26 protein-coding genes are annotated in these 25,874 nt (G+C 65.1%); 14 read left to right on the forward strand and 12 right to left on the reverse strand.

What is annotated here, in order from left to right:
• Window positions 1-148: 148 nt before the first annotated feature.
• Complete coding sequence (gene aceE / locus H7A76_RS11550; RefSeq protein WP_185698588.1) at window positions 149-2,818, forward strand: pyruvate dehydrogenase (acetyl-transferring), homodimeric type; 2,670 nt, start codon at window positions 149-151, stop codon at window positions 2,816-2,818.
• Window positions 2,819-2,930: 112 nt separating this feature from the next.
• On the opposite strand, the gene H7A76_RS11555 is transcribed toward aceE, so the two are convergent.
• Window positions 2,931-3,596, reverse strand: a complete 666-nt coding sequence (locus tag H7A76_RS11555; RefSeq protein ID WP_185698589.1) for a M35 family metallo-endopeptidase — start codon at window positions 3,594-3,596, stop codon at window positions 2,931-2,933.
• Window positions 3,597-3,992: 396 nt separating this feature from the next.
• Here H7A76_RS11555 and ppk2 point away from each other — a divergent pair, with 396 nt between their 5' ends.
• Complete coding sequence (gene ppk2, locus H7A76_RS11560; protein ID WP_185698640.1) at window positions 3,993-4,886, forward strand: polyphosphate kinase 2; 894 nt, start codon at window positions 3,993-3,995, stop codon at window positions 4,884-4,886.
• 370 nt (window positions 4,887-5,256) lie between these two features.
• The gene (locus tag H7A76_RS11565) at window positions 5,257-5,994 is read left to right on the forward strand and encodes a hypothetical protein (RefSeq protein ID WP_185698590.1); all 738 of its coding nucleotides are present in this window, start codon (window positions 5,257-5,259) and stop codon (window positions 5,992-5,994) included.
• A 133-nt stretch (window positions 5,995-6,127) separates the two neighbouring features.
• On the opposite strand, the gene H7A76_RS11570 is transcribed toward H7A76_RS11565, so the two are convergent.
• Window positions 6,128-7,462, reverse strand: a complete 1,335-nt coding sequence (locus H7A76_RS11570; RefSeq protein ID WP_312026249.1) for an ATP-binding protein — start codon at window positions 7,460-7,462, stop codon at window positions 6,128-6,130.
• On the reverse strand, window positions 7,459-8,169 hold the full coding sequence (locus H7A76_RS11575; RefSeq protein ID WP_185698591.1) for a response regulator: 711 nt from the start codon (window positions 8,167-8,169) through the stop codon (window positions 7,459-7,461). Before H7A76_RS11575 ends, H7A76_RS11570 begins: the two co-directional genes overlap by 4 nt.
• Window positions 8,170-8,336: 167 nt before the next feature.
• Between H7A76_RS11575 and H7A76_RS11580 the strand changes: the two genes are divergently transcribed.
• Window positions 8,337-8,660, forward strand: a complete 324-nt coding sequence (locus H7A76_RS11580; protein ID WP_185698592.1) for a hypothetical protein — start codon at window positions 8,337-8,339, stop codon at window positions 8,658-8,660.
• A 63-nt stretch (window positions 8,661-8,723) separates the two neighbouring features.
• Here H7A76_RS11580 and H7A76_RS11585 read toward each other — a convergent pair whose 3' ends face one another.
• Entirely contained in the window at window positions 8,724-9,857 is a 1,134-nt protein-coding gene (locus H7A76_RS11585; protein WP_185698593.1) for an MFS transporter, read from the reverse strand.
• A 101-nt stretch (window positions 9,858-9,958) separates the two neighbouring features.
• On the opposite strand from H7A76_RS11585, the gene gcvA reads away from it, so the two are divergent.
• The 4 genes from gcvA (at window position 9,959) to H7A76_RS11605 (ending at window position 14,094) form a co-directional block, all read left to right on the forward strand.
• On the forward strand, window positions 9,959-10,888 hold the full coding sequence (gene gcvA / locus H7A76_RS11590; RefSeq protein ID WP_185698594.1) for a transcriptional regulator GcvA: 930 nt from the start codon (window positions 9,959-9,961) through the stop codon (window positions 10,886-10,888).
• Between the two features lie 150 nt (window positions 10,889-11,038).
• Window positions 11,039-11,647 carry a LysE family translocator gene (locus tag H7A76_RS11595; RefSeq protein WP_185698595.1) on the forward strand — a complete coding sequence of 203 codons (609 nt, stop codon included), beginning with the start codon at window positions 11,039-11,041 and terminating at the stop codon, window positions 11,645-11,647.
• Window positions 11,648-11,747: 100 nt separating this feature from the next.
• Window positions 11,748-13,676: an alkaline phosphatase D family protein gene (locus H7A76_RS11600; RefSeq protein WP_185698596.1), complete on the forward strand. Its 1,929-nt coding sequence runs from the start codon at window positions 11,748-11,750 to the stop codon at window positions 13,674-13,676.
• A gap of 52 nt (window positions 13,677-13,728) precedes the next feature.
• Complete coding sequence (locus tag H7A76_RS11605) at window positions 13,729-14,094, forward strand: hypothetical protein (protein WP_185698597.1); 366 nt, start codon at window positions 13,729-13,731, stop codon at window positions 14,092-14,094.
• A gap of 9 nt (window positions 14,095-14,103) precedes the next feature.
• Here the strand turns inward: H7A76_RS11605 and H7A76_RS11610 are convergent, their stop codons facing one another.
• The 3 genes from H7A76_RS11610 to H7A76_RS11620 all read right to left on the reverse strand — a co-directional run bounded on the left by H7A76_RS11610 (window position 14,104) and on the right by H7A76_RS11620 (window position 17,795).
• Window positions 14,104-14,673, reverse strand: a complete 570-nt coding sequence (locus H7A76_RS11610) for a hypothetical protein (RefSeq protein WP_185698598.1) — start codon at window positions 14,671-14,673, stop codon at window positions 14,104-14,106.
• 196 nt (window positions 14,674-14,869) lie between these two features.
• Window positions 14,870-16,915 (reverse strand): c-type cytochrome, encoded by a 2,046-nt coding sequence (locus H7A76_RS11615; protein WP_185698599.1) that lies wholly within the window; start codon window positions 16,913-16,915, stop codon window positions 14,870-14,872.
• Window positions 16,916-17,105: 190 nt separating this feature from the next.
• Window positions 17,106-17,795: an ArsR/SmtB family transcription factor gene (locus H7A76_RS11620; RefSeq protein WP_185698600.1), complete on the reverse strand. Its 690-nt coding sequence runs from the start codon at window positions 17,793-17,795 to the stop codon at window positions 17,106-17,108.
• Window positions 17,796-17,904: 109 nt separating this feature from the next.
• Between H7A76_RS11620 and H7A76_RS11625 the strand changes: the two genes are divergently transcribed.
• The 4 genes from H7A76_RS11625 to H7A76_RS11640 all read left to right on the forward strand — a co-directional run bounded on the left by H7A76_RS11625 (window position 17,905) and on the right by H7A76_RS11640 (window position 21,063).
• Entirely contained in the window at window positions 17,905-18,414 is a 510-nt protein-coding gene (locus H7A76_RS11625; RefSeq protein ID WP_185698601.1) for a DUF2938 domain-containing protein, read from the forward strand.
• A gap of 41 nt (window positions 18,415-18,455) precedes the next feature.
• On the forward strand, window positions 18,456-18,974 hold the full coding sequence (locus H7A76_RS11630) for a hypothetical protein (RefSeq protein WP_185698602.1): 519 nt from the start codon (window positions 18,456-18,458) through the stop codon (window positions 18,972-18,974).
• 139 nt (window positions 18,975-19,113) lie between these two features.
• Window positions 19,114-19,695: a DedA family protein gene (locus H7A76_RS11635; protein ID WP_185698642.1), complete on the forward strand. Its 582-nt coding sequence runs from the start codon at window positions 19,114-19,116 to the stop codon at window positions 19,693-19,695.
• Window positions 19,696-19,815: 120 nt separating this feature from the next.
• Window positions 19,816-21,063 (forward strand): aspartate aminotransferase family protein, encoded by a 1,248-nt coding sequence (locus tag H7A76_RS11640; protein WP_185698603.1) that lies wholly within the window; start codon window positions 19,816-19,818, stop codon window positions 21,061-21,063.
• Between the two features lie 25 nt (window positions 21,064-21,088).
• Here H7A76_RS11640 and H7A76_RS11645 read toward each other — a convergent pair whose 3' ends face one another.
• The 3 genes from H7A76_RS11645 to H7A76_RS11655 form a co-directional block, all read right to left on the reverse strand.
• The gene (locus H7A76_RS11645; RefSeq protein WP_185698604.1) at window positions 21,089-21,673 is read right to left on the reverse strand and encodes a hypothetical protein; all 585 of its coding nucleotides are present in this window, start codon (window positions 21,671-21,673) and stop codon (window positions 21,089-21,091) included.
• Window positions 21,674-21,677: 4 nt separating this feature from the next.
• Window positions 21,678-22,121 carry a DUF3592 domain-containing protein gene (locus H7A76_RS11650; protein ID WP_185698605.1) on the reverse strand — a complete coding sequence of 148 codons (444 nt, stop codon included), beginning with the start codon at window positions 22,119-22,121 and terminating at the stop codon, window positions 21,678-21,680.
• Window positions 22,122-22,267: 146 nt separating this feature from the next.
• Window positions 22,268-23,098 (reverse strand): amidohydrolase family protein, encoded by an 831-nt coding sequence (locus H7A76_RS11655; protein WP_185698606.1) that lies wholly within the window; start codon window positions 23,096-23,098, stop codon window positions 22,268-22,270.
• Window positions 23,099-23,250: 152 nt separating this feature from the next.
• Here H7A76_RS11655 and H7A76_RS11660 point away from each other — a divergent pair, with 152 nt between their 5' ends.
• A complete protein-coding gene (locus H7A76_RS11660; RefSeq protein WP_312026250.1) occupies window positions 23,251-23,904 on the forward strand; it encodes an SMI1/KNR4 family protein in 654 nt (217 codons plus the stop codon).
• Between the two features lie 10 nt (window positions 23,905-23,914).
• Here the strand turns inward: H7A76_RS11660 and H7A76_RS11665 are convergent, their stop codons facing one another.
• Window positions 23,915-24,619, reverse strand: a complete 705-nt coding sequence (locus tag H7A76_RS11665; protein ID WP_185698608.1) for a hypothetical protein — start codon at window positions 24,617-24,619, stop codon at window positions 23,915-23,917.
• Window positions 24,620-24,855: 236 nt separating this feature from the next.
• On the opposite strand from H7A76_RS11665, the gene H7A76_RS11670 reads away from it, so the two are divergent.
• A complete protein-coding gene (locus H7A76_RS11670) occupies window positions 24,856-25,080 on the forward strand; it encodes a DUF4087 domain-containing protein (protein WP_260497947.1) in 225 nt (74 codons plus the stop codon).
• On the opposite strand, the gene H7A76_RS11675 is transcribed toward H7A76_RS11670, so the two are convergent.
• Window positions 25,077-25,874, reverse strand: a complete 798-nt coding sequence (locus H7A76_RS11675) for a GNAT family N-acetyltransferase (RefSeq protein WP_185698609.1) — start codon at window positions 25,872-25,874, stop codon at window positions 25,077-25,079. The two genes, H7A76_RS11670 and H7A76_RS11675, sit on opposite strands and share 4 nt — an antisense overlap.

Here is a 25,874-nt window from a genome sequence, read left to right on the forward strand (position 1 = left end):
TGCAATTGTAACGCGGTGCACGATAAATTCCCGAGAATAATTGCAATTGCAATCATCTGGATTCTGAACAATATCGGCAACCGCCGATACCCCTCGCTATGGCACCGAACGACTCGGTGTTCCCCGCTGTACTGCCCAGGAGACGACGATGGCACAACAATCAGTGTTTCTCGACGAGGATCCACAAGAGACTCGTGAATGGCTCGAATCCATTGAATCGGTTCTGAATGTCGAAGGCCGCCCTCGGGCGCATTACCTGATCGACCAACTACTGGATTTCGACGTTGCCCAACATGGCGACTTCTACGGGCGCGTGACCACGCCCTACGTCAACACCATCCCGGTCAGCCGCCAGCAGCCCTACCCAGGCGACCTCGCCGTAGAGAAGCGGATCAACGCCTATATCCGCTGGAACGCCCTGGCCATGGTGCTGCGCGCCGGCAAGCACTCCAACGTCGGCGGCCACATTGCCTCCTATGCCTCGGCGGCAGTGCTGTACGACGTAGGCTTCGACCACTTCTTCCGTGGCCGCACCGAGCAGTTCGCCGGTGACATGGTCTACATCCAGGGCCACTCCTCGCCAGGCATCTATGGCCGCGCCTTCCTCGAGGGCCGCCTGAGCGAAGAGCAACTGGACAACTTCCGCCGCGAAACCGACCGCGATGGCGTGTCCTCCTACCCTCACCCACGGCTGATGCCCGACTTCTGGCAGTTCCCCACCGTGTCCATGGGCCTGGGTCCGATCACCGCCGCCTACCAGGCACGCTTCATGCGCTACCTGGAGAACCGTGGCCTGAAGGAACACCAGGGCCGCAAGGTCTGGGCCTTCCTGGGCGATGGCGAGATGGACCAGCCCGAATCCCTGGCGGCGATTTCCCTGGCCGGACGGGAAAAACTCGACAACATCATCTTCGTGGTCAACTGCAACCTGCAGCGCCTCGACGGTCCGGTACGCGGCAACAGCAAGGTGGTCCAGGAGTTCGAGAGCCTGTATCGCGCCGCCGGCTGGAACGTGATCAAGGTGATCTGGGGCAGCGGCTGGGATGCCCTGCTGGACAAGGACAAGAGCGGCCTGCTGCGCCGGCGCATGATGGAATGCGTGGACGGCGACTACCAGAACTACAAGTCGCAGAACGGCGCCTATGTGCGTGAGCACTTCTTCGGCAAGTATCCCGAACTGCTGGAACTGGTCAGCGACATGACCGACGAGCAGATCTGGAAGCTCTCCCGTGGCGGCCACGATCCGGAGAAGGTCTACAACGCCTACGCCGCCGCCATGCGCCACACCGGCGGTCCGACCGTGATCCTGGCCAAGACCGTCAAGGGCTTCGGCATGGGTGAGGCCGGCGAAGGCCAGAACATCAACCACCAGCTCAAGAAGATGGGCGACCAGGCGGTCAAGGCCTTCCGCGATCGTTTCGGCCTGGAGCTCAGCGATGAGCAACTGGGCGACATGCCATACCTCAAGCCGGCGCCGGACAGCGTCGAGGCCAACTACTTGAAGGCTTTGCGCGGCAAGCTCGGCGGCCATATCCCGGCGCGCTTCAGCGATGCCCAGTCCCTGCAGATCCCGCCGCTGTCGGCCCTGGAGACCCAGCTCAAGGGCACCGGCGAACGGGCGATCTCCACCACCATGGCCTTCGTACGCATCCTCGGCACCCTGCTCAAGGATCCGAACATCGGCAAGCTGGTGGTACCGATCGTGCCGGACGAGTCCCGCACTTTCGGCATGGAAAGCCTGTTCCGCCAGATCGGCATCCACTCCCACGTGGGTCAGTTGTATACCCCGCAGGACGCCGGTCAGCTCAGCTACTACAAGGAGAGCAAGGACGGCCAGATCATGCAGGAGGGCCTCAACGAGTCCGGGGCCATCTCGTCGTGGATCGCCGCCAGCACCTCCTACAGCAACCACGGGGTGATGACCGTCCCGTTCTACATTTTCTACTCGATGTTCGGCTTCCAGCGGGTCGGCGACCTGGCCTGGGCCGCCGGTGATGCCCGGGCCCGCGGCTTCCTGCTTGGCGCCACCTCGGGGCGTACCACGCTGATGGGCGAAGGCCTGCAGCACGATGACGGCCACAGCCACGTGATGTCGTCCACTATCCCGTGCTGCGTCTCCTATGATCCGACCTATGCCTACGAGCTGGCGGTGATCATCCAGGACGGCATGCGCCGCATGTATGTAGAGAACGAGGACATCTACTACTACATCACCCTGCTCAACGAGAACTACGCCCATCCGGACATGCCCGAAGGCGTCGAACAAGGCATCCTCAAGGGCATGTACCGCTTCTCGGCCCCGGCCAAGCAGAACAAGGGCAAGCACGTGCAACTGATGGGCTGCGGCTCGATCCTGCAGGAAGTCAACGCCGCCGCCAAACTGCTGGAAGCCGACTTCGGCGTCAGTAGCGAGGTCTGGAGCGTCACCAGCCTGACCGAGCTGCGTCGCGACGGCCAGGAAGCCGAGCGCTGGAACCTGCTGCATCCCCAGCAGGAGCCTCGCGTGAGCTACGTGGAAAGCTGCCTGCAAGACAAGGAAGGCCCGGTGGTGGTCGCTACCGACTACATGAAGATCTTCGCCGACCAGATCCGTCCCTTCGTGCCCAAGCGTCGTTTCGTCGCCTTGGGCACCGACGGTTTCGGTCAGTCGGACACCCGTGAATCCCTGCGCCGGTTCTTCGAAGTCGACCGCCACTTCATCGCCGTGGCCGCCCTCAAGGCCCTGGCCGACGAAGGCAGCCTGCCTCGGGAGAAGGTCGCCGAGGCTATCGCCCTGTACGGCATCGATCCGGAGAAGAAGAACCCAGCCAAGGTCTGACGCTGCAAACTGCCTTGCCCATCCGGGCAGGGCAGCCCCTCGCTGTATCCCCTTCCAACGCCAAACGCCCCGGGCCTGCCCCGAGGCGTGGACGCGCTCCCGGCCAACCCGGTCAGTCGTACATCTGCTCCTCGTAATATTCGTAGTTATCGGCGTTATCCACCGCCTCGTCCGGGCGATGGGTCGCCAGATCGCGCGCGCCCGCCGGTCCATAGCCACCCGGGATATCGTCGGTGTGGCCAATCGAGTGGGTCAGCTCATGCACCACGCTTCCGGCCTGGGTATCGAAGCCCACCCGTGGCGGCAAGGCGAAGAACGCCGTGCAGAACCAGGCGTCGATGTCTCCTCGGGCATTGAGATAGGTAGCCGCGATAACGTCTGCGCCGTCGCAGGGATCGGCGGGGTTGGTCCGGCAACGGGCCGTCAGGGTATTGCCGCTATTGAGCTTGAAGCGCACCCCGTCGAGCACTGCGCGCACTCGCTGGTAACGATCCTGGCTGAAGACGCCGAACCATGTCTGGTAGACCGGGTCGTCGTTACGACGAAAGACCGCTTCGTTGTCGTTGACCCGGTTGTAGGCATCATTGGACCAAGTAGTGGCCACCGCCACCGCATTGTTCACCGCAGTACGATCGGCCGGGGTCGAACACGAGGCATCGAAGACCACATTGATCGCCAGCGCCGATTGCGCTGCCGCACTCAGCCCCAACAACAGCAACAACCTCCGCAGCCGGCGCGCCAGGGGGCGGGATAAATAGACAAGGGGTCGGATATCCATGATTCAGCATCCTTTGCAAGTTCCAGAGGTCGCCCCGAGCGGGGCGGCACTTGCATTGGATTCCCCGCCCGAACGCTGTATCAGGGGGAACTGCTTCCGCCTCTGCAGCAGCGCCTAGCGCCATCTCCCGAGCACAACCTTGATGGAAGTCAACGAGCGGGGCTTTGCGCTCCCTACACTGGTCGCCACCCCTTTGAACAAGATCCGCAGGCCCCCGCCATGAGTGAAGATTCCCGCGCACTTCCCCTCCCTGAGGTGCTGCCCAAGACCAACGCAACCCTCCCCGCCAAGGCCCCGGCCCGCAAGCCTGCCACACCCCGCCCCCGCCGCCCGCGCAGCACGCCCGCCAAGGCTGCGGCAGTAAAAGCTATCGAGGTCGATCTCGAACAGAACCCCATGGCCCTGCAAATCGCCAACGCGCCTCGTGGCTCCAACGAAGACAGCGTCTCGGCCAAGCTGCCGGGCAATTACCCCTATCGCCACCGCATGCGCCGCGCCGAGTACGAGAAAGCCAAGCACGAGTTGCAGATCGAATTGCTCAAGGTGCAAAGCTGGGTCAAGGAAACCGGGCAACGCATCGTGGTCCTGTTCGAAGGCCGCGACGCCGCGGGCAAGGGCGGCACCATCAAGCGCTTCATGGAACACCTGAACCCCCGGGGTGCGCGAATCGTCGCCCTGGAAAAACCTTCCGAGCAGGAAAAGGGCCAGTGGTACTTCCAGCGCTACATCCAGCACCTGCCGACGGCGGGGGAAATGGTCTTCTTCGACCGCTCCTGGTACAACCGCGCCGGCGTCGAGCGGGTCATGGAGTTCTGCTCGCCCCTGCAATACCTGGAGTTCATGCGCCAGACTCCGGAACTGGAACGCATGCTGTGCAACAGCGGCATCCTGCTGTTCAAGTTCTGGTTCTCGGTCAACCGCGAAGAGCAGCTGCGGCGCTTCATCTCGCGCCGCGACGACCCGCTCAAGCACTGGAAACTCTCGCCCATCGATATCAAGTCCCTGGACAAATGGGACGAATACACCAGTGCTAAGCAGGCGATGTTCTTCCACACCGACACCGCCGACGCGCCGTGGACGGTGATCAAGTCCGACGACAAGAAACGCGCCCGGATCAACTGCATCCGTCACTTCCTGCACGAGCTGGACTACCCGGGCAAGGACCCCAAGGTCGCCCACGCTCCCGATCCGCTGCTGGTGGGCCGTGCCTCGCGAGGGCTGGAAGAAGATGAGCGCCCCGGCCAACTGGCGGCGGACATCGACGCCACAGGCCCCGCGCTGTCGTTCTAAGGCCATCCTCGCCCGCTGCACACGGGCCTTTGGGCCTGTGTCGCGGTGCGCCTGGCCCGGGCCCTCGCCAGGTGTTAGATTGCCGGCCCGGCAATGACCGCGTATTGCACAGACCGAACTTGGACATGGATGCCCAGCAACACCCTCCGGTACCCGCGCCCACTGGCGCCCGCTGTTTCGTCCGCCCCGCAAGCCTTGCGCGCGGCAGGCCACTCGCTACCACCCGACTGCTCCCGGCCACCAGCGCCCGGAACCTGCGTCGCACCCGCTTACCCGGCAAGCGTCGGCCCTGCTCGAGCGCTTGCCTCTTGTTCTTGCTGAATCGCGCAGTGGCTTGCGCACGTTAATCGCCCGATACCAAGGATGTACCATGCCCACTATCCCGACCCCGGAATTCAACCAACTGCCAACTGGCGCCGTGGCCTACCCCGAAGCGCGTGACCTGTTCGTCGCCGACCAGCAAGCGCTGGCCGAACACTTGCTGCCGCTGCTGTCCTTCGATGCCAGCCTGATCAACCCCGAGTGGTCCGCTCGCCTGCACCTGCTGAGCCCCATCGAGCCCAGCGGCGGCCTGGTCGGCATGTTCACCGAAGGCCAGGGCTTTGGCAGCGACTTGCTGAAGACCAACTGGATCGGTTTCAAGATCGAGGACGGCCGCTATCGCCTGTGCGGTGATCCGCGCTACTTCTTCCTGCACCCGGACAACGCTCACCTGGCCGACCCCGAGCCCAACGCTCGCGCCGACCTGGAACAGCACTACACCGAGCAACGTGCCGCCTACCAGGCCGCCCGCCAGCGCTACCAGGAACTCGGGCACTTGACCTGGCCCCGGGACAACGGGCAAAAGCTCAACTTCATCGAGGAAATCGGTGGCGTGGCCGAGGGTTATGGCAACTGGGTGGAAACCGTGGAATTTCCCATGGACATGGTCGAAGCCCAGGATGACAGCGGCGACATCGACGTCTGGCCCCTGAGCCCGGCGGGCCGCCGCTTCCAGCATGTCCTGGGGGTACCGGCCTACAACTACGGCATCTGCGGCGCCGACCTGATCGTGATGTTCTACGAACCGGTTGAAGGCCTGGTACTGTTCTGCTTCGACTGGTCCTGACACCTGTGGCCGCTATCGAGCGACGCGAGACTGCGACAAGGCCCGCAGGGCCTTCAACCAGGACGGCCGCTACGCGCCCGTACGCAGCCTCGCAGGCTCGGTAGCGGCTACAAGAAGCCCCCAGGTGCAAGGGTTACAGCGGCAGCTCCACCCGGGCTTCGAGCCCGCCGTCCTCGCGGTTGAACAGGCGCAAGCTGCCGCCATGCTCACGCACGATGGCCCGGGCCGCCGACAAACCCAGGCCAACGCCGCCGGTGCTCTTGTTGCGTGATGTCTCCAGGCGGAAGAACGGCTCGAACACCTGCTCCAGCGCCTCGGGCGCAATGCCCGGACCACGATCCAGCACCCGCACCCGCACCTGCTCAGCCCCCTGCTCCAGCACGATGGCCGGCTCGACGCCGTACTTGAGGGCGTTGTCCAGCAGGTTGGCCATCACCCGCTTGAGCCCCAGGGGGCGGCCGCCATACACCAGGCGCGGCGGGCCACTGAAGATGATCTCCAGGCCCTGGTCGCGATAATCGTCCACCAGGGTCTGCAGCAGTTCCGCCAGGTCGAACTGGGTCGCCTGCTCCAGGCGCGCATCGTCGCGAAAGAATTCCAGGGCCGAGTTGATCATGGCCTGCATCTCGTCCACATCGCGGAACAGCCGTTGCTGCTGGTCGGCATCCTCGATGAACTCGCCGCGCAGGCGCATGCGGGTCAAGGGCGTGCGCAGGTCATGGGAAATGGCCGCGAGCATCTGCGTACGGTCCTTGATGAAGTGCTGCAACTGCGCCTGCATGGCGTTGAACGCCAGGATCGCCTGGCGGATCTCGTGGGGCCCCACCGGCTCGATGGGGGGCGCGTGAAAGTCCAGGGCAAAGCGTCGTGCACCCTGGGCGAACTGCTGCAACGGCCTGGCCAGGCGGCGGGTGGCGATCCAGGCCACCAGGCCGGTGGACACCAGCACCAGGGCGATGACGATCAAGTTGCGGGTGCTCTCATCCAGCCCCCAATTGCGAGATTTCGAGGAAAACATCAGCCAGGATTGGTCGGTCAACTGCACCAGTAGCGCGTAGCAGCCATTGGGCCCCGACCAGTCGCTGGGCATGTAGGCCTCTATGCGCCGCGTAGGCGGTTCCAGCGCTTGGCGAATGCCCTCTCCCACGTATTCGGAGTCCTCGACGACTGGCAGATTGAAAGCCTCGCGAGTCGGCTGCCAGATCACGCTGGAATATTCATGACTGACCGCTGCCGCCAACCGTGCACGCTGGTCCGGCTCCGAGGCCTCGATCATCCGCACGATGGACGCCGAGTTCTCCAGGACTCCCGACTCTTCCAGGGATGGATAGGCCCAGACCCCGGCCAACTGTACGAACAACGCATTGAAGGCCAGGGCCGTGAGCATGGCCATGATGATGGTCAGGGCGATCCAGCGCGCCACCGTGTCGCGCAGCCGATAACGCCATAGCGGCTTGAGTACCTTCACTGGCGGGTCACGCTGGGGGTGAACAGGTAGCCGCCGTTGCGCACCGTGCGGATCATCGCCGGGCGCTTGGTATCGAACTCCAGCTTGCGCCGCAGGCGGCTGACCTGGACATCGATGCTGCGGTCGAAGGCGTCATGGGCCTGGCCCCGGGCCAGATCGAGCAATTGCTCACGGGTGAGGATGCGCTGCGGATGCTCGACGAACACCAGTAGCAAGTCGAACTCCCCCGCCGACAGCGGGATCATCACCTGGTCCGGCGAACGCAGTTCGCGCCGGGTCAGGTCCAGTTGCCAATCGGCGAAGCGGATCAACGGCCGTGGCACCTCGCCCGCCAGCGGCCGGCTCTCGCCGGAGCGACGCAACACCGCGCGCACCCGCGCCAGCAGCTCGCGGGCATCGAAGGGTTTGCCCAGGTAATCGTCGGCGCCCATCTCCAGGCCCACCACCCGGTCACTCAACTCGCCCATGGCCGTAAGCATGATCACCGGCGTGGCATGCTGCAGCCGCAGGCGCTGGCACAGGGCCAGGCCGTTGTCGCCGGGGAGCATCAGGTCGAGGATGATCAGGTCCGGCACCTCCCGCTCCAGGGCCGCCCACAGCCCAACACCATCGGTGGCCACGCTGACCTGATAGCCCTGTTGGACAAAGAATTTCTTCAGCAGGGCGAGGACTTCGACGTCATCGTCCACGATCAGGAGACGGCTCACCGGCAGGGATCACTTCAAGTGGAAAGGAGCGTTATCTAAAACCATTCGCCGCGTCGCGTCATATATTTCAACGCGGTAACAAACCTGCAACGCTGCAATAAAGCAGACATCTTTGCGCAAGGTTCGGCTGCCAGGATTGACCTCCCCCTACTGGAGAACAGCCGACCATGCACCTGATCAAGAACACCTCGGCGCCCGCCCCAGCCATCCGCGAAGAGCTGCCCGAACCCAGCATCGCCCAACCGGCGCTGACGCTGCTGCAACGGGTGACCAAGCTCGACGACGCCAGCCTGCATTGCCGCGAAGTCAGCCTGCGCCTGTCCGAAGACCAGAACCACCTGGTGCTGACCCGCTACAGCGAGCACTACAGCCCCCAGGGCATGGAATGGGTAGAGCGCAAGCACCGGGTCTCGGTCACCGACCTGCTGCGCTGGGTCATCGAACAGGGCCAGCCCCAGAGCGTCCAGCGCGGCGACGACAGGCAGGCGTAAAGACAGCGGCAAGCTGCAAGCGACAAGCTTCAAGATTAAAGCTTGGAGCTTGCCGCTTGCCGCTTAGATTCCGCTGTTTGCATCGGGCTTCCGGCACGCCAATGCACTCAGCGCCAGGCACGCCGCCGCCAGTGAATACACCCACACCGAGGACGCCACCGGCAGCAACACGCCGGCGATCAGCGGGCCAAGCCCGGCGCCGATATCCCGCCATACCGCATTGGCCGCCAGGGCTCGCACTCGGCCTGCCCCCGGGTGCCGCTGGGCCACCACCGTCACGACTAGCGGCAGTTGCAGGGCCCGCAGTATCAATACCAGGGCGCCGCCGACGATCAGCCAATGGCAACCGAACCCCACCAGGGCCGCGCAGGTCAGCAGCGAAAAGACGATCAGCATCCGCGTCGCCCCCCAACGTTGCGCGGCGATACCGCCCAGGGGGCTGAGGAGCATTTCCGAGACGTAGCGCAGGGCCAACAACACACCCGCCACCAGCAGTGCGTTGCCAGCCATCAGTCGTTCGGCCTGCAACGACAAGCCAAGGATGAACAGCCCGTCCAGCACCAGGCCTTCGATGAAGGACCACAGCGCCACGCTGTCGGGACGCTGCAAGCGCCGGCCGGAATTCGCCAGTGGATGAGGCCTGCCAGGCAGGCCGAAAGCCAGCAGCAGGGCCAGCAGCGAGGTCAGGGCCAGTAGCCCGAAGATCACCCGCGGGCCGTATTCGATGCTGACCAGGGCGCCGATGGGCAAGGCCAGCATCGGTCCGCTGGCGATCAGCGCACGCGAACGGCCAGTGCGACGGGCGGCGCCCGTGGGCTCGGCGGTGGCCATGACCTGGGTCGAGAGGTTGAGGGCGGCGTAACTCAGGCCCCAGCCCAGGCGCAACAGCAACAACCACCAGAAGCCCGACAGGGTGGCGTAGCCCAGGGCGCACAACGCAGCGGTCGCCGTGGCCAGCACGCACGCCGGGCGGTCGCCGTGCCGGGCATAGAAGCGCATCACCTGGCCGTAGCCGAAAATCCGCACCAGGCGGTTGGCGGCCAGCAGCACACCGGCCTCGGCCAGGGTCACGCCGAACGCTTCGTGCTGCATGGGCAGCAACAGGTAGAGCAGGACATCACCGGGCAGGCACAGGCCGAGGAGGGTGGCGCAACGGGCAGAGTCTTGATCGGTACGGCGAAGCGAGGTATCGGGCATGTCAGACAGACCGGCTGATCGCGAACCCGGTGCAGCGTGCCGCCCGTGACCTGCGCTGACAAACGCTTTATTTGCGCCGTATAGGTAACTAAATTAGACACATGATCAACGACCTGCCCCCCCTGAACGCGGTCCGCGCCTTTGCCGCGGCCGCTCGCCACGAAAGCTTCAGCCGCGCGGCGGATGAGTTGCACGTGAGCCACAGCGCCATCAGCCGGCATATCAAGTTGCTGGAGGAACACCTGGGCGTGCTGCTGTTCGAGCGTCGCATCCGCCAGTCGATCCTCACCCCGGCCGGACAGGCTTTCTATGAGCAGGTCAGCGTGGCCCTGACCCAGATTGCCCAGGCCGCCACCGCCCTGCGCCAGGGCTCGGCGCAGCGCAAGGTGACCATCAACGTGCGACCGTCCTTCGCCGTGCGTTGGCTGATTCCGCGCCTGCCGCAGTTCATGGCGCAGTACCCGCAGATCCACCCGGAGGTGGTGACCAGCACCCTGTCCCCCGACCCGGCCCGGGAAACCTTCGACCTGGTGATCCGCCGCGGGCGCTCGGGGTGGGCGGCAGCGCTGCAACCGCAACGCCTGCTGGACGACGAACTCCTGGTGGTGGCCACCCCCGCGCTCTTGCACGACACCCCCTTGCACAGCCCCAAGGACCTGGCGCGTCATACCCTGCTGGTCAGCCGCACCCGACTCAGTGACTGGCCAAAATGGCTCGAGCACTGCCGGCTCAAGCCGCTGCGCAACCCACCGACCCTGCATTTTGACCATATGCACTTCGTGCTCCAGGCCTGCGTCGACGGCCTCGGCTTGAGCCTGTGCCCCGCCTCGCTGCTGGCCAAGGACCTGGCCAGCGGCCGGCTGGTCTGCCCGCTGCCACAGTTGCGCCAGCCCCTGACCCACTATTACTACGCCATGGCCTGCGACGCCGCGCCGCAGGCCCAGGTGTTCATCGACTGGATGCAGGCCCAGATCCAGCACGATGCGACCCACAACCCGGCCCAGTTGCCGGCGCGCCATGACGGCCACTGAAGCGACCAGGCAGAATCCCCCATGCGTCTGATTCCGGCACAGCAGCGGTGCAATTAAAGCGTTTGTCAGCACGTGCCTTCGCGCTCACCCTGCACCGCGGCGCCGGCCATTGCCACGGCGCTCTTTCATCATCCAAGCCCGGAGTGCCCCATGGCGAGTTATGGACTGTTCCTGCTGCTGGCTACCCTGACCATCCTCAGCCCCGGTCCCGGGGTGGTACTGACCCTGTCCAACGCCCTGCGCCATGGCTGGGCCGGCGCCTTGCCGGGCATACTCGGCATTGCCCTGGGCGCCTTCGTGGTGGCCGGGCTGTGTGCCAGCAGCCTGGGCCTGGTGCTGGCCGCCTCGGCCACCGCGTTCACCCTGCTCAAGTACCTCGGCGCCCTGTACCTGCTGTACCTGGGCATCAAGATGTGGCGCAGCCAGGGCTTCATTCCTCAACTCCAGGCCAGCAGCCCGCGCCCCTGGCGACGCTTCGTCGAGGCGCTATCGATCCAGTTGCTCAACCCCAAGGCCGGGTTCTTCTTCCTGGCGGTATTCCCGCAGTTCATCCAGGCCGAGGGCAGTTACCTGCGCCAGTTCCTGTTGCTGGTGACCAGCTACGGCCTGCTGGTGGTGGCGGTGCACAGTGCCTATGCCGGCCTGGCCAACGGTGCCCGAGACTGGCTGTCCAGCCGGCGCGGGGCACGGATCGCCGGCAGGCTCTCGGGGATCACCTTCTTGGGCTTCGGGGTGATGATGGCCACGACCAGTAAATAACTGGATACAAATGCCCCGGGACGCCGCCGCCAGGCAACGTTTGCATGACATTCGCTACGCTACCATGGCGCCTCTTTTCTAGTCCCGAGCCCTTGCGCACATGCCCTTGTCCCACGTCCTCGACACGCTGCCCCCCGTACTCGCCGGCCCGCTGTTGCGCCGCCTGGAACCGAGCCGGCTGGTGATGTGGCTGGTGGGCTCGCAGCCTTTGTCCCTGACCCTGCAACTGCAGGCCGAAGGCGCGGCCATGCAGGAATTGACCCTGGATGAGCGTCAGTGCCAGGTCATCGCCGTGGGCCGCGAAGCCTATATCCACCTGATCGACGTGAGCCTGGACGCGGCCCTGCCCGAGGATCTGCCGATCGCCTATGACCTGCTGCTCAACGATGCGCAGCATGGCTTCCAGGGCATGGCCGCCTGGGCGCCCCACTTGCTCTATGGCAATGCGCGGCGGGCCGAATTCGTGCTCCCCAGCCGCATCGACAACCTGCTCCACGGCTCCTGCCGCAAGCCCCATCATCCGGCCCCCGACGGCCTGCTGTGTGCCGACCGCCTGCTGGCGCAAAAACCGGCGACCCAAGACCGCCCCGCATTGCTGCTGATGAGCGGCGACCAGATCTACGCCGACGATGTGGCCGGCCCCATGCTGCGGGCCATCCATGCCCTGATCGAACGCCTGGGCCTGTTCGACGAGCAGCTCGAGGGCGCCGTGGTGGACGACAGCCAGGCGCTCTACCGGCACCACGCCAGCTACTACCAGCGGGCCGAACTGCTGCCGGCGCTCAAGAGCAACGAGACCCTGCGCGAGCGGTTCTTCGGCGGGGTGAAGAAGCCGATCTTCACCAGCAGCAGCGCCGACAATCACCTGGTGACCTTCGCCGAGGTGCTGGCCATGTACCTGCTGGCCTGGTCGCCGGTGCCCTGGAGCCTGATCGCGCCCCAGATGCCGCAACTGAGCCCGCAGCACCAGGCGCGCTATGCCAGGGAGCAACGGCATATCGAGGCCTTCGTCGCCGGCCTGGACGGCGTGGCGCGGGTCTTCGCCCACCTGTCGTGCCTGATGATCTTCGACGACCACGACATCACCGACGACTGGAACCTCAGCGCCCAATGGGAAGAAACCGCCTACGGCCATCCCTTCTCCAAACGCATCATCGGCAACGCGCTACTGGCCTACCTGCTGTGCCAGGGCTGGGGCAACCACCCGGATGCCTTCGTGCCACTGCTGGAACAGGTGCGCGCCTTGAGCGCCACGCCACAAGGCCCGGAACAGCTGCTGGAGTCTCAGACCCAGGACGCTCTGATCGACCGGCTGCTGCGCTTTGAACAATGGCAGTACGTCTTGCCCAGCACCCCGCCCCTGGTGGTCCTGGACACCCGCACCCGACGCTGGCGCAGCGAATTCAGCCTGGGCCAGCCCTCGGGCCTGCTGGACTGGGAAGCCTTGAGCGAACTGCAGCACGAACTGCTGGACCATCCCTCGGCGATCATCGTTTCACCGGCGCCGATCTTCGGCGTCAAGCTGATCGAAACCGTGCAGAAGGTCTTCAGCTGGTGTGGCTACCCGCTGCTGGTGGACGCGGAAAACTGGATGGCCCATCGCGGTTCGGCCCAGGTGATCCTCAATATCTTCCGCCACTCACGCACCCCGGGCAGCTACGTGATCCTCTCCGGCGACGTGCACTACTCCTTCGTCTACGAAGTGCTGATCCGCCACCGCCAGGGCGGCCCGCGGATCTGGCAGATCACCAGCAGCGGCATCAAGAACGAGTTCCCCGCCGCCCTGCTGGACTGGTTCGACCGCCTCAACCGCTGGCTCTACTCGCCACGCTCGCCGTTGAACTGGTTCACCAGGCGTCGACGCATGAAGGTCATTCCCCACGTGCCCGAGCACGCCGAAGCCGGAGAGAGGCTGTGGAATTCCTCGGGGATCGGCCAGGTGTTTTTCAATCAGCAGGGGCAGCCGGTGACCATCCTCCAGCACAATGCCAATGGCGCAGCGCCGACCCGGATGATCGCCCCAAGATAGAACCCGCTAGCGCGCCAGCCAGATCCCCGACAGCCCAAGGAAGGAACACAGCGTGTCATCAGACATCACCCCGAAGCAGCGGGACGATATTCGCTACGTATTATCGGACGCCTTTGTGGATAACGAGGTGGACTACGCCTATATCGCCCGGCAGACCCAGGCTTACGACCGGACCGAGGTGGAGCGCATTCTCTACGAAGAGGTGGCGCCGGTCTGCTACATCAACCTGATGACGGTGATCCCGGAAATCTGGATGGGCTTCGCTCGCGAACCCTTGCTGGAGGAAATCGAGGAAAGCCTGGCGCTACGGCGCAGCAGTCGCTGGCAGGCATTTCGCGGGCGCTTGTTCATCCGCTGGATCCGCTTTCGCGGTGCCTACATCTGGGAAGAAATCTGCAAGCGCTACGAAGCCCGCTAGGTTCACGCCCTATTGCGCGCCGGCGCGGCAGAAACCGGTGGGGCGCAAAACCACAAGGTCCGGCAGTGCCTCACCACGCTCATCGATCTTGCGCAGCCGGGCGGTGCACATCTGGTCCTGGAGAAACTCCATCTGATAGGTCGCGCCAGCCTCGGGAACGAAGGTCACGCTTTGTTCGCAGACCGCGCGGTAGTCCCGGCTCATCCCCGGTTCCGTGTTGTAGAACATGAAGGCGAACGGACGATTGGCCGGGATCTTCAGCTCGTTGGCGCCAAAGCCCTCTTGGCGCCGCATGCGGTCGGTGGCGGCGGTCATCGGAATGTGCAGGTTGCGGAAGTTGGGATTGGCGATGCCGCGATGAGGCCTGACCATCAGCCCCGACGCGGGCTTGCTCCAGTCGATGCAATCGCTGTAGGGCACGCCACGTACCAGCCCCTGGGCGACGATGCGGATCAGTGCGGTTTCACCGGCATCGGCCGGCACCCGGTAGCTGACAGTAGTCGCTTTGAGCATGGAAACAAAGGCACAACCGCCGAGCCCCAGGGACAGGGTCAGCAGCAGGATCGAGCGAAACCGCATGATTCATCCTTGAAGGACCGCCCGCTCAGACTACGGGCAAAGGACGGTGATCTTACCGCGGCGCCACTGAGCCTCCACAGTTTTTTCTGCACGATCCGCAGCGGCCACCGAAAACCGCGAGGCCCTCAAGAGCACGCGCTCTTGAGGGCCTCGGAAGCCCCTGCGGGCTTTGTCGCTGTCTGCGACAAGGCCGCGGTCAGTAGCGGGCGTCCGCCGGGCGGCCACCGTTGGGCCAGTCCTTGACCTTGTCCGGGAAGTCCGGACGCGGTTGATGGGAGAAGTATTCGGCCACGTCCAGGGCTTGCTGATCCGAGAGACCGCCCTGGCCCAGGGGGAATTTCTCGTGGAAGCCGATCGGCATGTTGCGCTTGACGAAGGCCGCGGCAGTGTAGGTACGGGCCATGCCGGCGCCGATGTTGAACGATTCGTCGCCCCACAGCGGCGGGAAGATCAGGCTGCCGTCGGCACGCTTCAGGCCTTCGCCATCGGCGCCATGGCACACCGCGCACTGCTTGGCGTACACCTGCTTGCCGTTCTCGGCGTTGGGCTTGAGGGCGGGATCGATCTTGCCCACGCCACGCCCGGCCACCTTGTCCTCGGGACGAGTGTTCATCTTCATCCATTCGAAGTAGGCGACCATGGCTTGCATGTCCGGGCCAGCCACCGGCAGCGGCTTGCCGTGCATGGAGCGGCGGAAGCAACCGTTGATGCGCTCTTCCAGGGTAATGGTCTTGCCCGCCCGTGGCGCGTAGCCGGGAAAGAATGCCGAGACACCGACGAAAGGCGAACCATCGGCCACGGTACCGGCGTTGAGGTGGCAGCTGGTGCAGTTCAGCGCGTTGCCGACGTTGTCCGGCAGCAGGGCCTTGGTTTCCAGGTGCAGGCGCATGCCACGCACCAGTTGCTCGGCGTTCGGCGCGGCCAGCAAGTTGGCCAGGCGTGGGGTTTCGAACGGCGTGCTCTCCACCTGCGGGCTCAGTTGGGCACGCATCTGCTTGACCTGGCTGGCATTGATGGCCGACCCCGTATTGCCCCAGCTGCTGCGGACGAAGGTCAGGATCTCGGCGATTTCCTCATCGGCCAGCTGGGCGAAGCCCGGCATGGTGTAGACCCGTGGATGGGCCGCGGTCTGGGCGGTCTTCCAGCCGGTCAGGGTGATGTGCAGCAAGGAAGTCGGGTTGCTCGATGCCACGCTGGGGTTGCCCGCCAGGGACGGGAACATCTGCGGTACGCCGGCGCCATCCTGGCGGTGGCAGTCGGAGCAGAACTGCGCATAACCCAGGCCACCACGAGAGGTGAACAAGTTGCTCGGCGGCGCCGCCGGGGCCAGGACCTCGGACGGCATCGGCAGGTCATCCTTGCCCGCCGGCAGCGACTTGAGATAGGCGGCGATGGCGGTCAGGTCGGCATCGGTGAAGTGCTGGGTACTGTGGTGGATCACATCGGCCATGTTGCCCGAGACCGTGGCGAAGCGGTTCTGCCCGGTCTTGAGCAGTTGCACGGTGTCTTCCACGGTCCACAGGTTGCGCAGGCTCAGGGCACGCCACTCTTCTACCGTCTCCCCGGCCAGGTAATGCTGGCCACCGGATTCGGTGTCGCTCATGGCCTTCTCCTGGAAGGCGATGCCCCGTGGGGTGTGGCAAGAACCGCAATGGCCCAGGCCCTGGACCAGGTAGGCGCCACGGTTGAGCTGTTCGTCACGCTGGGGATCGGGCTTGAAGGGCTGCTTGTCGACGAAGGCGAAGTTCCAGAACCACAGGCCCCAGCGCTGGTTGAACGGGAAGCTCATGTCGGCCTCCAGGTTGCCCTGGGCCACCGGCTCCACGCCATTCATCAGGTAGGCATAGAGCGCTCGCATGTCCTCTTCGGTCATCTTCGCGTAGGACGGGTACGGCATGGCCGGGTACAAATGGCTGCCATCAGGGGTCACGCCTTCACGCATGGCGCGGTCGAACTGGTCGAAGCTGTAGTTACCGATACCGGTGGCCTTGTCCGGGGTGATGTTGCTGGAGTAGATGGTGCCCATGGGCGTCTTCAGCTCCAGGCCGCCGGCCATGACGGCGCCGCCACGGGCGGTATGGCAGGCGATGCAGTCGCCGAGCTGGGCCACATACTGGCCACGCTGGATCAGTTCGGCATCGGGAGTGGCGGCAGTTGCCGGGGCCGGCTCGCTACCATGGACGGAGTGTACGCAGAGCAACGCAGCGCCCAGGAGGCACAAGCGCGACAGAGAAAAAGCCATCAGGTTATTCCTTTAAAACCCGCCTGGGGTGACCCCCTCGGCCGATATCCGCAAAGGTTTTTATTGGTTATCTCGGGCCCTTGGGAGGTAGGCCCGGGGCCCGGTACCTTGTGGGTCCGAGCCTGACTCCCTTGTAATGGATTTCTCTTAAAACCCTGTTGATATGGATCATGCACCGGTAGGCAATGGCTTATTCGCCCTGTTTCTCGGCGCTTTCACTCGCTGCCTCGACACCCAGCCCGGCGGCCTGCCAGTCGGTGAACCCCTCCTCCAGGCGCCGTACCTTGAAGCCCTTGGCCCGCAACAACGCCGCGGCATTGTGCGACAGCACGCAATAAGGGCCGCGGCAGTAGGCCACCAGTTCCTGGTCTACCGGCAGCTCCGCCAACCGCTGCTCCAGCTCATCCAGCGGGATGTTGATCGCCCCCGGCAAATGGCCCTGGGCGAACTCATCTAGCGGACGCACATCCAGCAAGGTCATGCCGCCTTCCTGCAAGCGTTGGCGCAATTCGTCCCGGGAGATGCCCTCCAGCCGCGCCGGCTGTTGCACGCTATCGCTGAGCAGGTCGCGAATCTGCCCGTGGTTGTAGTCGACGTATTGGCGCAGGGCACCGAGCAGGTTCGCCACCGGCCCCTGGGCCAGGCTGTACAGCACGCGCTTGCCATCGCGTCGGGTCTGCACGAAACCGCCGCGACGCAGCTGCTGCAGGTGCTGGGAAGTGTTGGCTACCGAAAGGCCCGAGGCCTCCACCAGGCGCTCCACCGGTTGCTCGCCGCGAGCGATGTGCTCCAGCAGGATCAGGCGATGGTGATGCCCGAGGATGCGCGCCAGCTCGGCCATGTCGGCCAGCGGCTGCTGTGGGGAAAACGAATCGGTCATTGACAGTTCCTGCTGCTTTATTGATCATTCAATCATTAAATTGAATGAAATTTTATCACGGGAATACCTGGCACTGCACTGCCAGGCTCCCGTATTTGAAGGAGTCCTTATGCATGCACTCATGGCGTTGATTTTACCGGCACTGGTGATCGGTGTCGGCGCAACCCTGGTCCTGGATCTCTGGAACCTGTTCCTGGCCCGGCTCCTGAAGATGCCCGGCCCCAACTGGGGCATGGTCGGGCGCTGGGTGGGCCACTTCCCCCAGGGCCGGTTCGTGCACCAGAACATCGCCCAGGCGACGCCAATAGCCGGAGAACAAGCGCTGGGCTGGCTGGCCCATTACCTGATCGGGATCGCTTTCGCGGTACTGTTGCTGCTGACCCAGGCCCCGCAATGGCCGTTGCAGCCGAGCCTGGCCCCGGCGCTGATCGTCGGCGTGCTGACGGTGGCCGCGCCGTTTTTCCTGATGCAGCCGTGCATGGGCGCTGGAGTCGCGGCCAGCAAGACACCCAAGCCGAACGTGGCCCGGCTGCGCAGCCTGGTCGGCCACTCGGTGTTCGGCCTGGGCTTGTACGGTTCGGCCCTGACCTGGGCGTGGGTGATGGGACAGGCCGCCTGAGCGTCAACTCCAATTACCAGCGCCCAGGAACCGCTCCAGCGATGAAGCCAGCCATCTGCGATCTATGCCTCAACGACTTTCGCTCGGAGATGTTCCATGCCGCCAGCGGCGGCGACCTGGTGCGCTTTGCCGACTACAGCCCCCTGGACGCCAGCTGCGCGGGCCATCCCCATGGCTATGAGTGGTTTTGCGCTGAACACCTGGCCAGCGCCCAGGCTCTGGCCTCGCTGAACCACGCCGATGCCATGGCCAGGCTGTTCCGACAATATGGGCCATTCCCGGAATATCCGCCGCTGGCCCATAGCGATCCGGCACTGTGGCTTGTCCAGGTCGGCGTGAATCCCGCCCGAGTGTTCGGCATCGTCCGCCAGGCCATGACCCTCAGTCCCCGGCAGGCCAAGACGCTGATGGCCAACACTCCCTTCAAGGTCATGCAAGCCTGGCCACAGGTGTTCAGGACCTGGCAACAAGCCCTGGAACAAGCGGGGGCCAGCGTCGAGATACGCTACCCCTCGTCAAGATCCGTCCTGGCCGAAAGCGCAGCCCTACCCAGTCGCTGAAGCGCCTACCCGAAAGCCCTTGAACGCAACTGTCGCCAGAGGCGAATGTTCCAGGCACTTGTGCCGACCGATGGAATCAGAGTTCTGTGTAGCATCGCTACCGGCCACCGGCTCCACCTGCCCATGGAAGACCCTGCCCATGCTCGAACACCTGGACCTCAACGCCCTGATCGCCACCTACGGCTACTGGGTGATCTTCGTCGGTTGCCTGCTGGAGGGCGAGACCGTGCTGATCCTCGGTGGCATGGCCGCGCACCAAGGCAACCTGGAGTGGCCCCAGGTGCTCGGCCTGGCCACCCTCGGCGGCATCCTCGGCGACCAGTTGCTGTTCTGGACCGGTCGCTACTCCGGCGTCCGGGTGCTGCCCAGGCTCAAGCGCCACCAAGCCGCCATCGCGCGGGTCAAGGGCCTGATCGAACGCTATCCCCTGACCTCGGTGTTCGCCGTGCGCTTTCTCTATGGCATGCGCTTGGTGGGGCCGATGGTCATCGGCGCCAGCGGCCTGGCACCCTGGCGCTTTGCCTTGCTCAATGTGCTCGGGGCCGCGGTCTGGGCCATGCTGTTCGTCGGGGCCGGTTACTGGGCCGGCGAGGCCTTGCAGCATTTCCTCGGTGACCTGAAGCCCTATCGCCTGCCGATCTTCCTCGGCGTGGTGGCCCTGCTGGCGCTCGCCGCCCTGGTGCGCCACCTGCGCAACCGCCGCAAGGCACAAACGCCCTGAACCGCAGGCAAAGGCGAGGTCGGGAATTTTCATACTGACCCGGCGACTTTATTTCGTTTGTCCCAGGCGTCCCGGGCCGGCTTAGATAACGGCTCTTTCCCGGCATGCAGAGCCCATCCCATGAGCCATCAGAACATCAGCCGTTCGATCGCCACCGTCCACCCGATCCAGCTCAGCCACGGGCGCAACGCCGAAGTCTGGGACACCCGGGGCAAGCGCTACATCGACTTCGTCGGCGGCATCGGCGTGCTCAACCTCGGGCACTGCCATCCGCGTATCGTCGCGGCCATCCAGACCCAAGCCAGCCGCCTCACCCACTACGCCTTCAACGCCGCGCCCCACACGCCCTACCTTGAGTTCATGGAGCGCCTGGCTCGCTTCATCCCGGTGAGCTACCCGGTCAGCGGCATGCTCACCAACAGTGGCGCCGAAGCGGCGGAAAACGCTTTGAAGATCGTCCGCGCCGCGACCGGGCGCAGCGCCGTGATCGCCTTCGATGGTGGCTTCCATGGCCGTACCCTGGCCACCCTCAACCTCAACGGCAAGGTCGCCCCCTACAAGCAGAAGGTCGGCGTGCTACCGGGGCCCGTGTACCACCTGCCCTACCCCAGCGCCGACAACGGCGTGAGTGCCGAAGAAGCCTTGAAGGCCATGCAGCGGTTGTTCAGCGTGGAGATCGATGTCGGCGAGGTGGCCTGCTTCATCCTCGAGCCAGTGCAGGGCGAAGGCGGCTTCCTGGCGCTGGACCCGGGGTTCGCCCAGGCCCTGCGTCGCTTCTGCGACGAGCAGCGGATCCTCCTGGTGGCCGACGAGATCCAGTCCGGCTTTGGCCGCACCGGCCAGCGTTTCGCCTTTTCCCGGCTGGGCATCGAGCCGGACCTGATCCTCTTGGGCAAGAGCATGGGCGGCGGACTGCCCCTGGGCGCGGTGGTAGGCCGCCAGGAACTGCTGGACAGCCTGCCCCGGGGCGGCCTGGGCGGCACCTATTCGGGCAACCCGATCGCTTGTGCCGCGGCCCTGGCGACCCTGGAGGAAATGACCGACGAGCAGTTGCAAGCCTGGGGCGAGTCCCAGGAACGGGCGATTGTCGAGCGTTATGCGCATTGGCAATCCACCGGCTTGTGTCGCTACCTGGGACGCCTGACCGGGGTCGGCGCCATGCGTGGCATCGAGCTGCTGGACGAACGCGGCGAGCCGGCGCCCGATCGGTTGAACAGCTTGCTGGCCAGTGCCCGAGAAGCCGGCCTGCTGCTGATGCCCAGCGGCAAGTCACGGCATATCGTGCGCCTGCTGGCGCCCCTGACCACGCCGGCGGATATCTTCGAAGAGGGGCTGGATATTCTCCAGCAGTGCCTGGCGCGCCTGTGAGTCCAGGCCTGCCAGGCAGGTTGGGCTAGAACAGGTAGCCCATGTAGATCGCGGCGCCGCCACCGGCTTGCAGGCCGGCGTTCATCCCGGCCATGACCACCGCGCCCTTGGCCGACTGCAACAGCTGGCGGTTGACCGTGGTGGCGGCGAACATCGAAGCGGCCGTGGAGTTCACCGCCACCGCCAGGGCCAACAGCTTGGGGTCCAGGCCGAACAGCAAGGCCGTGGCCGAACCACCCACCCCCAGCCCGGCACCGACTTCGGTGTACAGGCAAGGACCGGTGATGTCGTCGCTGGTCAGGTCGCGACTGGCCAGGGCGTCGGAAACGAACACCTTGCCAGTGCTGGGAAAGGCTTCGGCCGCACCGGCGCCGCCGACGGTCTTGCCCTTGATCCGGATATTGACCTTGCCGAAACGCGGCAGGCGGGCGCCGAACCCTACCCCTACGCCAAGGCCGCCGTAGTGGTAGTGCACATCCTCGCCCTGGGGCGAACGCAGTACCAGGGAAGCACCGCTGCCCGCCAGCAGGGCCACGGTCAGGCCGCCGCCACTGGCGGTCTGGTACTGCCAGCGACTCTCGTTGACCGGGATCGGGATGTCGTAGCTCATGGATTCAAAGTCCTTTTAAGGGTTGTGGGGCGCGACGCCGGCGCTGGCTGCCGATGCCGACGAGGCCGGCAATGACGAATATCAGGCCGATCAGGCCCAACACGCCAGGGGTGGCCCAGAGAGCGGCCGGATCGTCGATCACCGCGCTGTTGGCCGCGCGGTCGGGCTGGTAGTAGACCCGCACCGGCTGGTCTTTCTGGTAACCGAAGATGAAGCCGCCCTGGGGATAGGAGATTTTCTCCCCGCTGGCCGTGGTGAAGGCGATCTCGGGGTGCGAGCCACCGGCATTCAGGTCGCTGACAATGCCGTCGGCGCTCAGGGCACTGGCGAGGAACTCGCGGCGTTCGAGGGTGAGATTGGCGGCGATGACCAGCAGGCCGATGCCGATCAGGGCGAACAGCAGGCCCTGGAAGATCTTGCCGAGGCGTGACGGGGTGGAGTTAGCCATGGGCTGTCTCGATATTCGTCCGTGAATGGGGAGGCCAAGATTACAAGAAACCTTGACCTAGAAAAACCGCCGGCAAGGTGCGCGCACCGTCCGCCAGCGGACCCGGGCCGCCCAGGGTCACGGCCCTGGACGCCTGCGGGAGGCGACTACAAAGCGAAAACCCGACGGGCATTGCCCTGGAGGAATTTGTCCGCGATCGACGGCGGAAGTTCCAGGGCCTGGACCTGCTCCAGGCATTTTTTCAGCGACAGCTGGGGGAAGTTGCTGCCGAACAAGACCTTGTCCTGGCCGTAGGTACGGATGAAATGCAGCAGCTGCGGCGGGTAGTAGGCCGGCAGGTAGGCCGAGGTATCGATGTGGATATTGTCGTGCTTCCAGGCCAGGCCGATCATCTCGTCGGTCCAGGGATGGCCGATGTGCCCACCGACGATCACCAACTCCGGAAAATCCAGGGCCACTTCATCCAGATACGGCACCGGCCGCCCGGTCTCCGAGGGCATCAACGGCCCGGTATGGCCGACCTGGGTACAGAAGGGAATCCCCAGCTCGATGCACTTGGCGTACAGCGGGTAGTACAGGCGGTGGTTGGGCGGCAGCTTCCATAGCCAGGGGACGATGCGCAGGGCCTTGCAGCCCAGCTCGCCCACCGCGCGATCGAGCTCGGCCAGGGCTGCCATGGGCCGGCTCAGGTCCACCGTGGCCACGCCGACGAAACGCTCGGGAAAGGCCCGGGTATAGGCCGCCACTTCATCGTTGCTGAACACCCAGCCCTCGGGCCGGCACCAGGCGCTGAGCATGAGTTTTTCCACCCCGGCCTGATCCATCAGCGCCACGGTCTGCTCGATGCTCACCGGCTGGTCGAGCAGGTGCGCCGAGCCGGATTTCTCGAACAGCCGGGCCACTTCCGGCAACAGCGCCCGCGCGCGGCCATTGGCCGGCTGCGCCCAGGCATCGATGGCTCCCAGTTTCACGGTCATGCTTGCGTCCCTCCAGGCAGATCCAGGTCGAGGCACCACGCTACGCCTGGCGCCGGCCGGCAACAATGTTCGCAATGCTCGGCACGGTTGACCCATGCGCTCAAGCGGTGGATAAAGTGCCACCTTCCCCCATCATCGCAAGGAGGCCCCTGGTGACCGCCCCGTCTTCCGCGACGCCATCTGCCGCTGCCGCAGCATCCGACGCCTGGCCACCGGCCGGCTGCCCGCCCCTGGCCTGGCCGGACCTGCCCGACCAGGATGCGCGCCTGGCCTGGTACCGGGCGGTGATCGCCGCCTATGGAGCACTGTGGGAGGGCCACGCCAACGCTCCCCGGCTAGTGCCCGCCAGCGATGCCGCGCTGCAGGCCCTGGAGCAGCGCCTGGGCTGCCCGCTGCCACCGGCGCTGCGTGACTATCACCGCCAGCTAGGGGTGCTGTCCCTGGCCGAGACCCTATGCAGCGTCGAGCCCGGCGACATCTCGATCCAGCCTCTGCTGGAGGCCTACCCCGGCATCGTCGAGATCGACGAGCAATACCTGGACCTGGAGCTGGCACAACGGTTGGTGGCCTTCGGCGACTACCTGGGTAACGGCAACCTGTTCTGCTTCGAACGCGGCACCGGCGCGGTCTACTACTTCGACCACGATAGCGGCATGGCCCTGACACGCTTCTTCGATTCGCCCGAAGCCTACCTGGATGCGCTGATGCTGCTGTGCCTGGCCGAGGTACATGACGACGATGACGGCGTCGAAGCACTGATCATCCAGCGCTACGGCCAAGACCTGCTGCACAAGTGGCGCTATTGACCCCGGTGCTTCATCTACCTGCCCCTGCGCGCTGCCGCGCGCAGTAGCTGTCGCCATCCGGCTGGGACTGCAAATCGGTGCAGCCGCCCCCCATGAACGTGATCAGCACGGCAAAGGGCAGCAGGAGTATCACCTGCGCGATGCCCCGAGTCTGCGCATGGGGGTCCTCGATCTTGCGCAGAAAGCCCTGCTCATGGGCCGTCGTCTCGGTTTGCAGGGTGGCCCAAAGGGTGTAGCGAAAGGCTTGTGCTCCAGGCCCTTGGCCAGCGACACGCTGACAGGCGTCCAGCGCCTGGATGGCATAGACATCCCCCACCTGACGCGGCGCCCCCGCCGGGCGGGCCTGATGGGCGTTGTAGTCATCGATCAGGGTGGTGAGCTGCATCTGGTCCACCTGCTGGGCCGCCTGGCAATCGCTCTCGGCAGGGAACTCCCGGCTGGTGTGGGCCAGCGTATCCAGCCAGTTGCGGTAGTCGGTGTAGAAATCGAACTGACTGCCATCCGGCAACACCTGCTGATACAGCTTGAGGGCCCCGACATAGTGCTTGCCAGTGTCAGTCAACCGCTGCACCTGCTCGCGGCTCAAAGGCAGATTGAGGGTATAGCCATACACCTGCGGGCCCTCGACCGCCGGCCTGGCCGGCGCCGTGGTACAAGCTCCCAGCGATGACAGGATGATCGCCAGGCTTAAAACACTGCACAGCATCCGTTGCATAACATGCCTCAGGGCGGGTGGACGGCTCGTTGGCCAGGCGCGAGATTTCGCCATTTCCCAGTTGCTGTTTCGGCCACACTTGCCGAAGCCTTAGCCCCAACCAGCAATAGGCATACCGCAGCGACGCTGACGAGCGCCTGGTGCTGAGGGGCCACGATCGCATCGGCCCCTTTGCCCGGCTTGACGAGCCCGAAGCGGCGCTCCATGGTCCCCGGCCCGCCCCTCGAACATGCTCCATGTTTCAGCGCACCCTGCTATGCACCCTCCTGAGCGTTATCGTCCTGCCCGCGATCGCCGCGCCGGCCAAAGTCGAACGCCGTTGCGGCTGGTTCGAGAACCCGACCCCGGCCAACGCCACCCTGGCCGACCGCGACGGGCTCTGGGAAATCGCCACCCAGGGCGCCATTGTCCAGTCGATCCGCTTCGACCCGGCGCCAGCGGCGCAACAAAGCCGGCGCTAAGGCGCGGCCCGATACAGGGCCTGCAGGTGAGAAACGCGCAAGCCGCAGTGCTCCAGGTTGCGCCGGCTTTGCGAGTTCACCAACGCCGTGGCCGCCACACTCCGAGCGCCGAGGGCGACGGCCTGGTGCAACCTGTGGGCGATCAGGGCCCGGTGATGACCCTGGCCCCGCGCAGCCTTGGTAGTAAAGGCGGTGCCCAGGTAGGCCACGCCATTGTCGGCGATGAACAACGCCGCTCCGGCCACCGCGACACCCTGTTCGCGTATCAGGTACAAGTGCCCGCGAGCATCGTCGAGCAAGGCGCTGAAAGCCGCTTGGGTAACCGGCCGGGCAGCCGCGGGTGTGTTGAATGCCTCGCGGTGCAGCACACAGAAGCTTTCCAGGGTCGACAGATCCACTGACTCGACATCCGAACACGCCGGCGAGGCCGGGATCGCCTCCACGGGCGCAAGGAATTGCCCATGGGTCCAGCCCTTCAGGCGTTGCAGCAGTTGCCCTTGCAGCTCCAGGGTGGGTGCGATCCTGGCCGATGCGGCGATCAGGGCGATCGCCGGGTTGCAGGCGTTGCAAGCCTGCAGCAGGCTGGCCAGCTTCCCGGCATCTCGCTCCTGGTCACCGTGCACCCGATTCAGCATCGGGCTGGGCTGCTCGGCCACGAGGAACGCGCCGCAACTCGAATCGCCCTGCACGCTTGCCCGATAGGGGTTGCCCGGCATGCTCGCCAGCCCCTCGACCCGGGTCCGCAGGTATTGGTTTTCCGCATATTCAATGGCCAACGCCCGCGAGCGATCCAT

Source organism: Pseudomonas sp. MSSRFD41 (assembly GCF_014230245.1).
Taxonomy (GTDB): Bacteria; Pseudomonadota; Gammaproteobacteria; order Pseudomonadales; family Pseudomonadaceae; genus Aquipseudomonas; species Aquipseudomonas piscis.

Bases quoted from the DNA above. Each gene is read 5' to 3' on its own strand.
- H7A76_RS11640 (WP_185698603.1), top strand. From the start codon at position 19,816: ATGAGCCATCAGAACATCAGCCGTTCGATCGCCACCGTCCACCCGATC.
- gcvA (WP_185698594.1), top strand. From the start codon at position 9,959: ATGATCAACGACCTGCCCCCCCTGAACGCGGTCCGCGCCTTTGCCGCG.
- H7A76_RS11665 (WP_185698608.1), bottom strand. From the start codon at position 24,619: ATGCAACGGATGCTGTGCAGTGTTTTAAGCCTGGCGATCATCCTGTCA.
- H7A76_RS11655 (WP_185698606.1), bottom strand. From the start codon at position 23,098: ATGACCGTGAAACTGGGAGCCATCGATGCCTGGGCGCAGCCGGCCAAT.
- H7A76_RS11595 (WP_185698595.1), top strand. From the start codon at position 11,039: ATGGCGAGTTATGGACTGTTCCTGCTGCTGGCTACCCTGACCATCCTC.
- H7A76_RS11580 (WP_185698592.1), top strand. From the start codon at position 8,337: ATGCACCTGATCAAGAACACCTCGGCGCCCGCCCCAGCCATCCGCGAA.
- H7A76_RS11565 (WP_185698590.1), top strand. From the start codon at position 5,257: ATGCCCACTATCCCGACCCCGGAATTCAACCAACTGCCAACTGGCGCC.
- aceE (WP_185698588.1), top strand. From the start codon at position 149: ATGGCACAACAATCAGTGTTTCTCGACGAGGATCCACAAGAGACTCGT.
- ppk2 (WP_185698640.1), top strand. From the start codon at position 3,993: ATGGCCCTGCAAATCGCCAACGCGCCTCGTGGCTCCAACGAAGACAGC.
- H7A76_RS11610 (WP_185698598.1), bottom strand. From the start codon at position 14,673: ATGCGGTTTCGCTCGATCCTGCTGCTGACCCTGTCCCTGGGGCTCGGC.
- H7A76_RS11645 (WP_185698604.1), bottom strand. From the start codon at position 21,673: ATGAGCTACGACATCCCGATCCCGGTCAACGAGAGTCGCTGGCAGTAC.
- H7A76_RS11635 (WP_185698642.1), top strand. From the start codon at position 19,114: ATGCTCGAACACCTGGACCTCAACGCCCTGATCGCCACCTACGGCTAC.
- H7A76_RS11585 (WP_185698593.1), bottom strand. From the start codon at position 9,857: ATGCCCGATACCTCGCTTCGCCGTACCGATCAAGACTCTGCCCGTTGC.
- H7A76_RS11670 (WP_260497947.1), top strand. From the start codon at position 24,856: ATGTTTCAGCGCACCCTGCTATGCACCCTCCTGAGCGTTATCGTCCTG.
- H7A76_RS11620 (WP_185698600.1), bottom strand. From the start codon at position 17,795: ATGACCGATTCGTTTTCCCCACAGCAGCCGCTGGCCGACATGGCCGAG.
- H7A76_RS11555 (WP_185698589.1), bottom strand. From the start codon at position 3,596: ATGGATATCCGACCCCTTGTCTATTTATCCCGCCCCCTGGCGCGCCGG.
- H7A76_RS11630 (WP_185698602.1), top strand. From the start codon at position 18,456: ATGAAGCCAGCCATCTGCGATCTATGCCTCAACGACTTTCGCTCGGAG.
- H7A76_RS11615 (WP_185698599.1), bottom strand. From the start codon at position 16,915: ATGGCTTTTTCTCTGTCGCGCTTGTGCCTCCTGGGCGCTGCGTTGCTC.
- H7A76_RS11600 (WP_185698596.1), top strand. From the start codon at position 11,748: ATGCCCTTGTCCCACGTCCTCGACACGCTGCCCCCCGTACTCGCCGGC.
- H7A76_RS11675 (WP_185698609.1), bottom strand. From the start codon at position 25,874: ATGGATCGCTCGCGGGCGTTGGCCATTGAATATGCGGAAAACCAATAC.
- H7A76_RS11650 (WP_185698605.1), bottom strand. From the start codon at position 22,121: ATGGCTAACTCCACCCCGTCACGCCTCGGCAAGATCTTCCAGGGCCTG.
- H7A76_RS11625 (WP_185698601.1), top strand. From the start codon at position 17,905: ATGCATGCACTCATGGCGTTGATTTTACCGGCACTGGTGATCGGTGTC.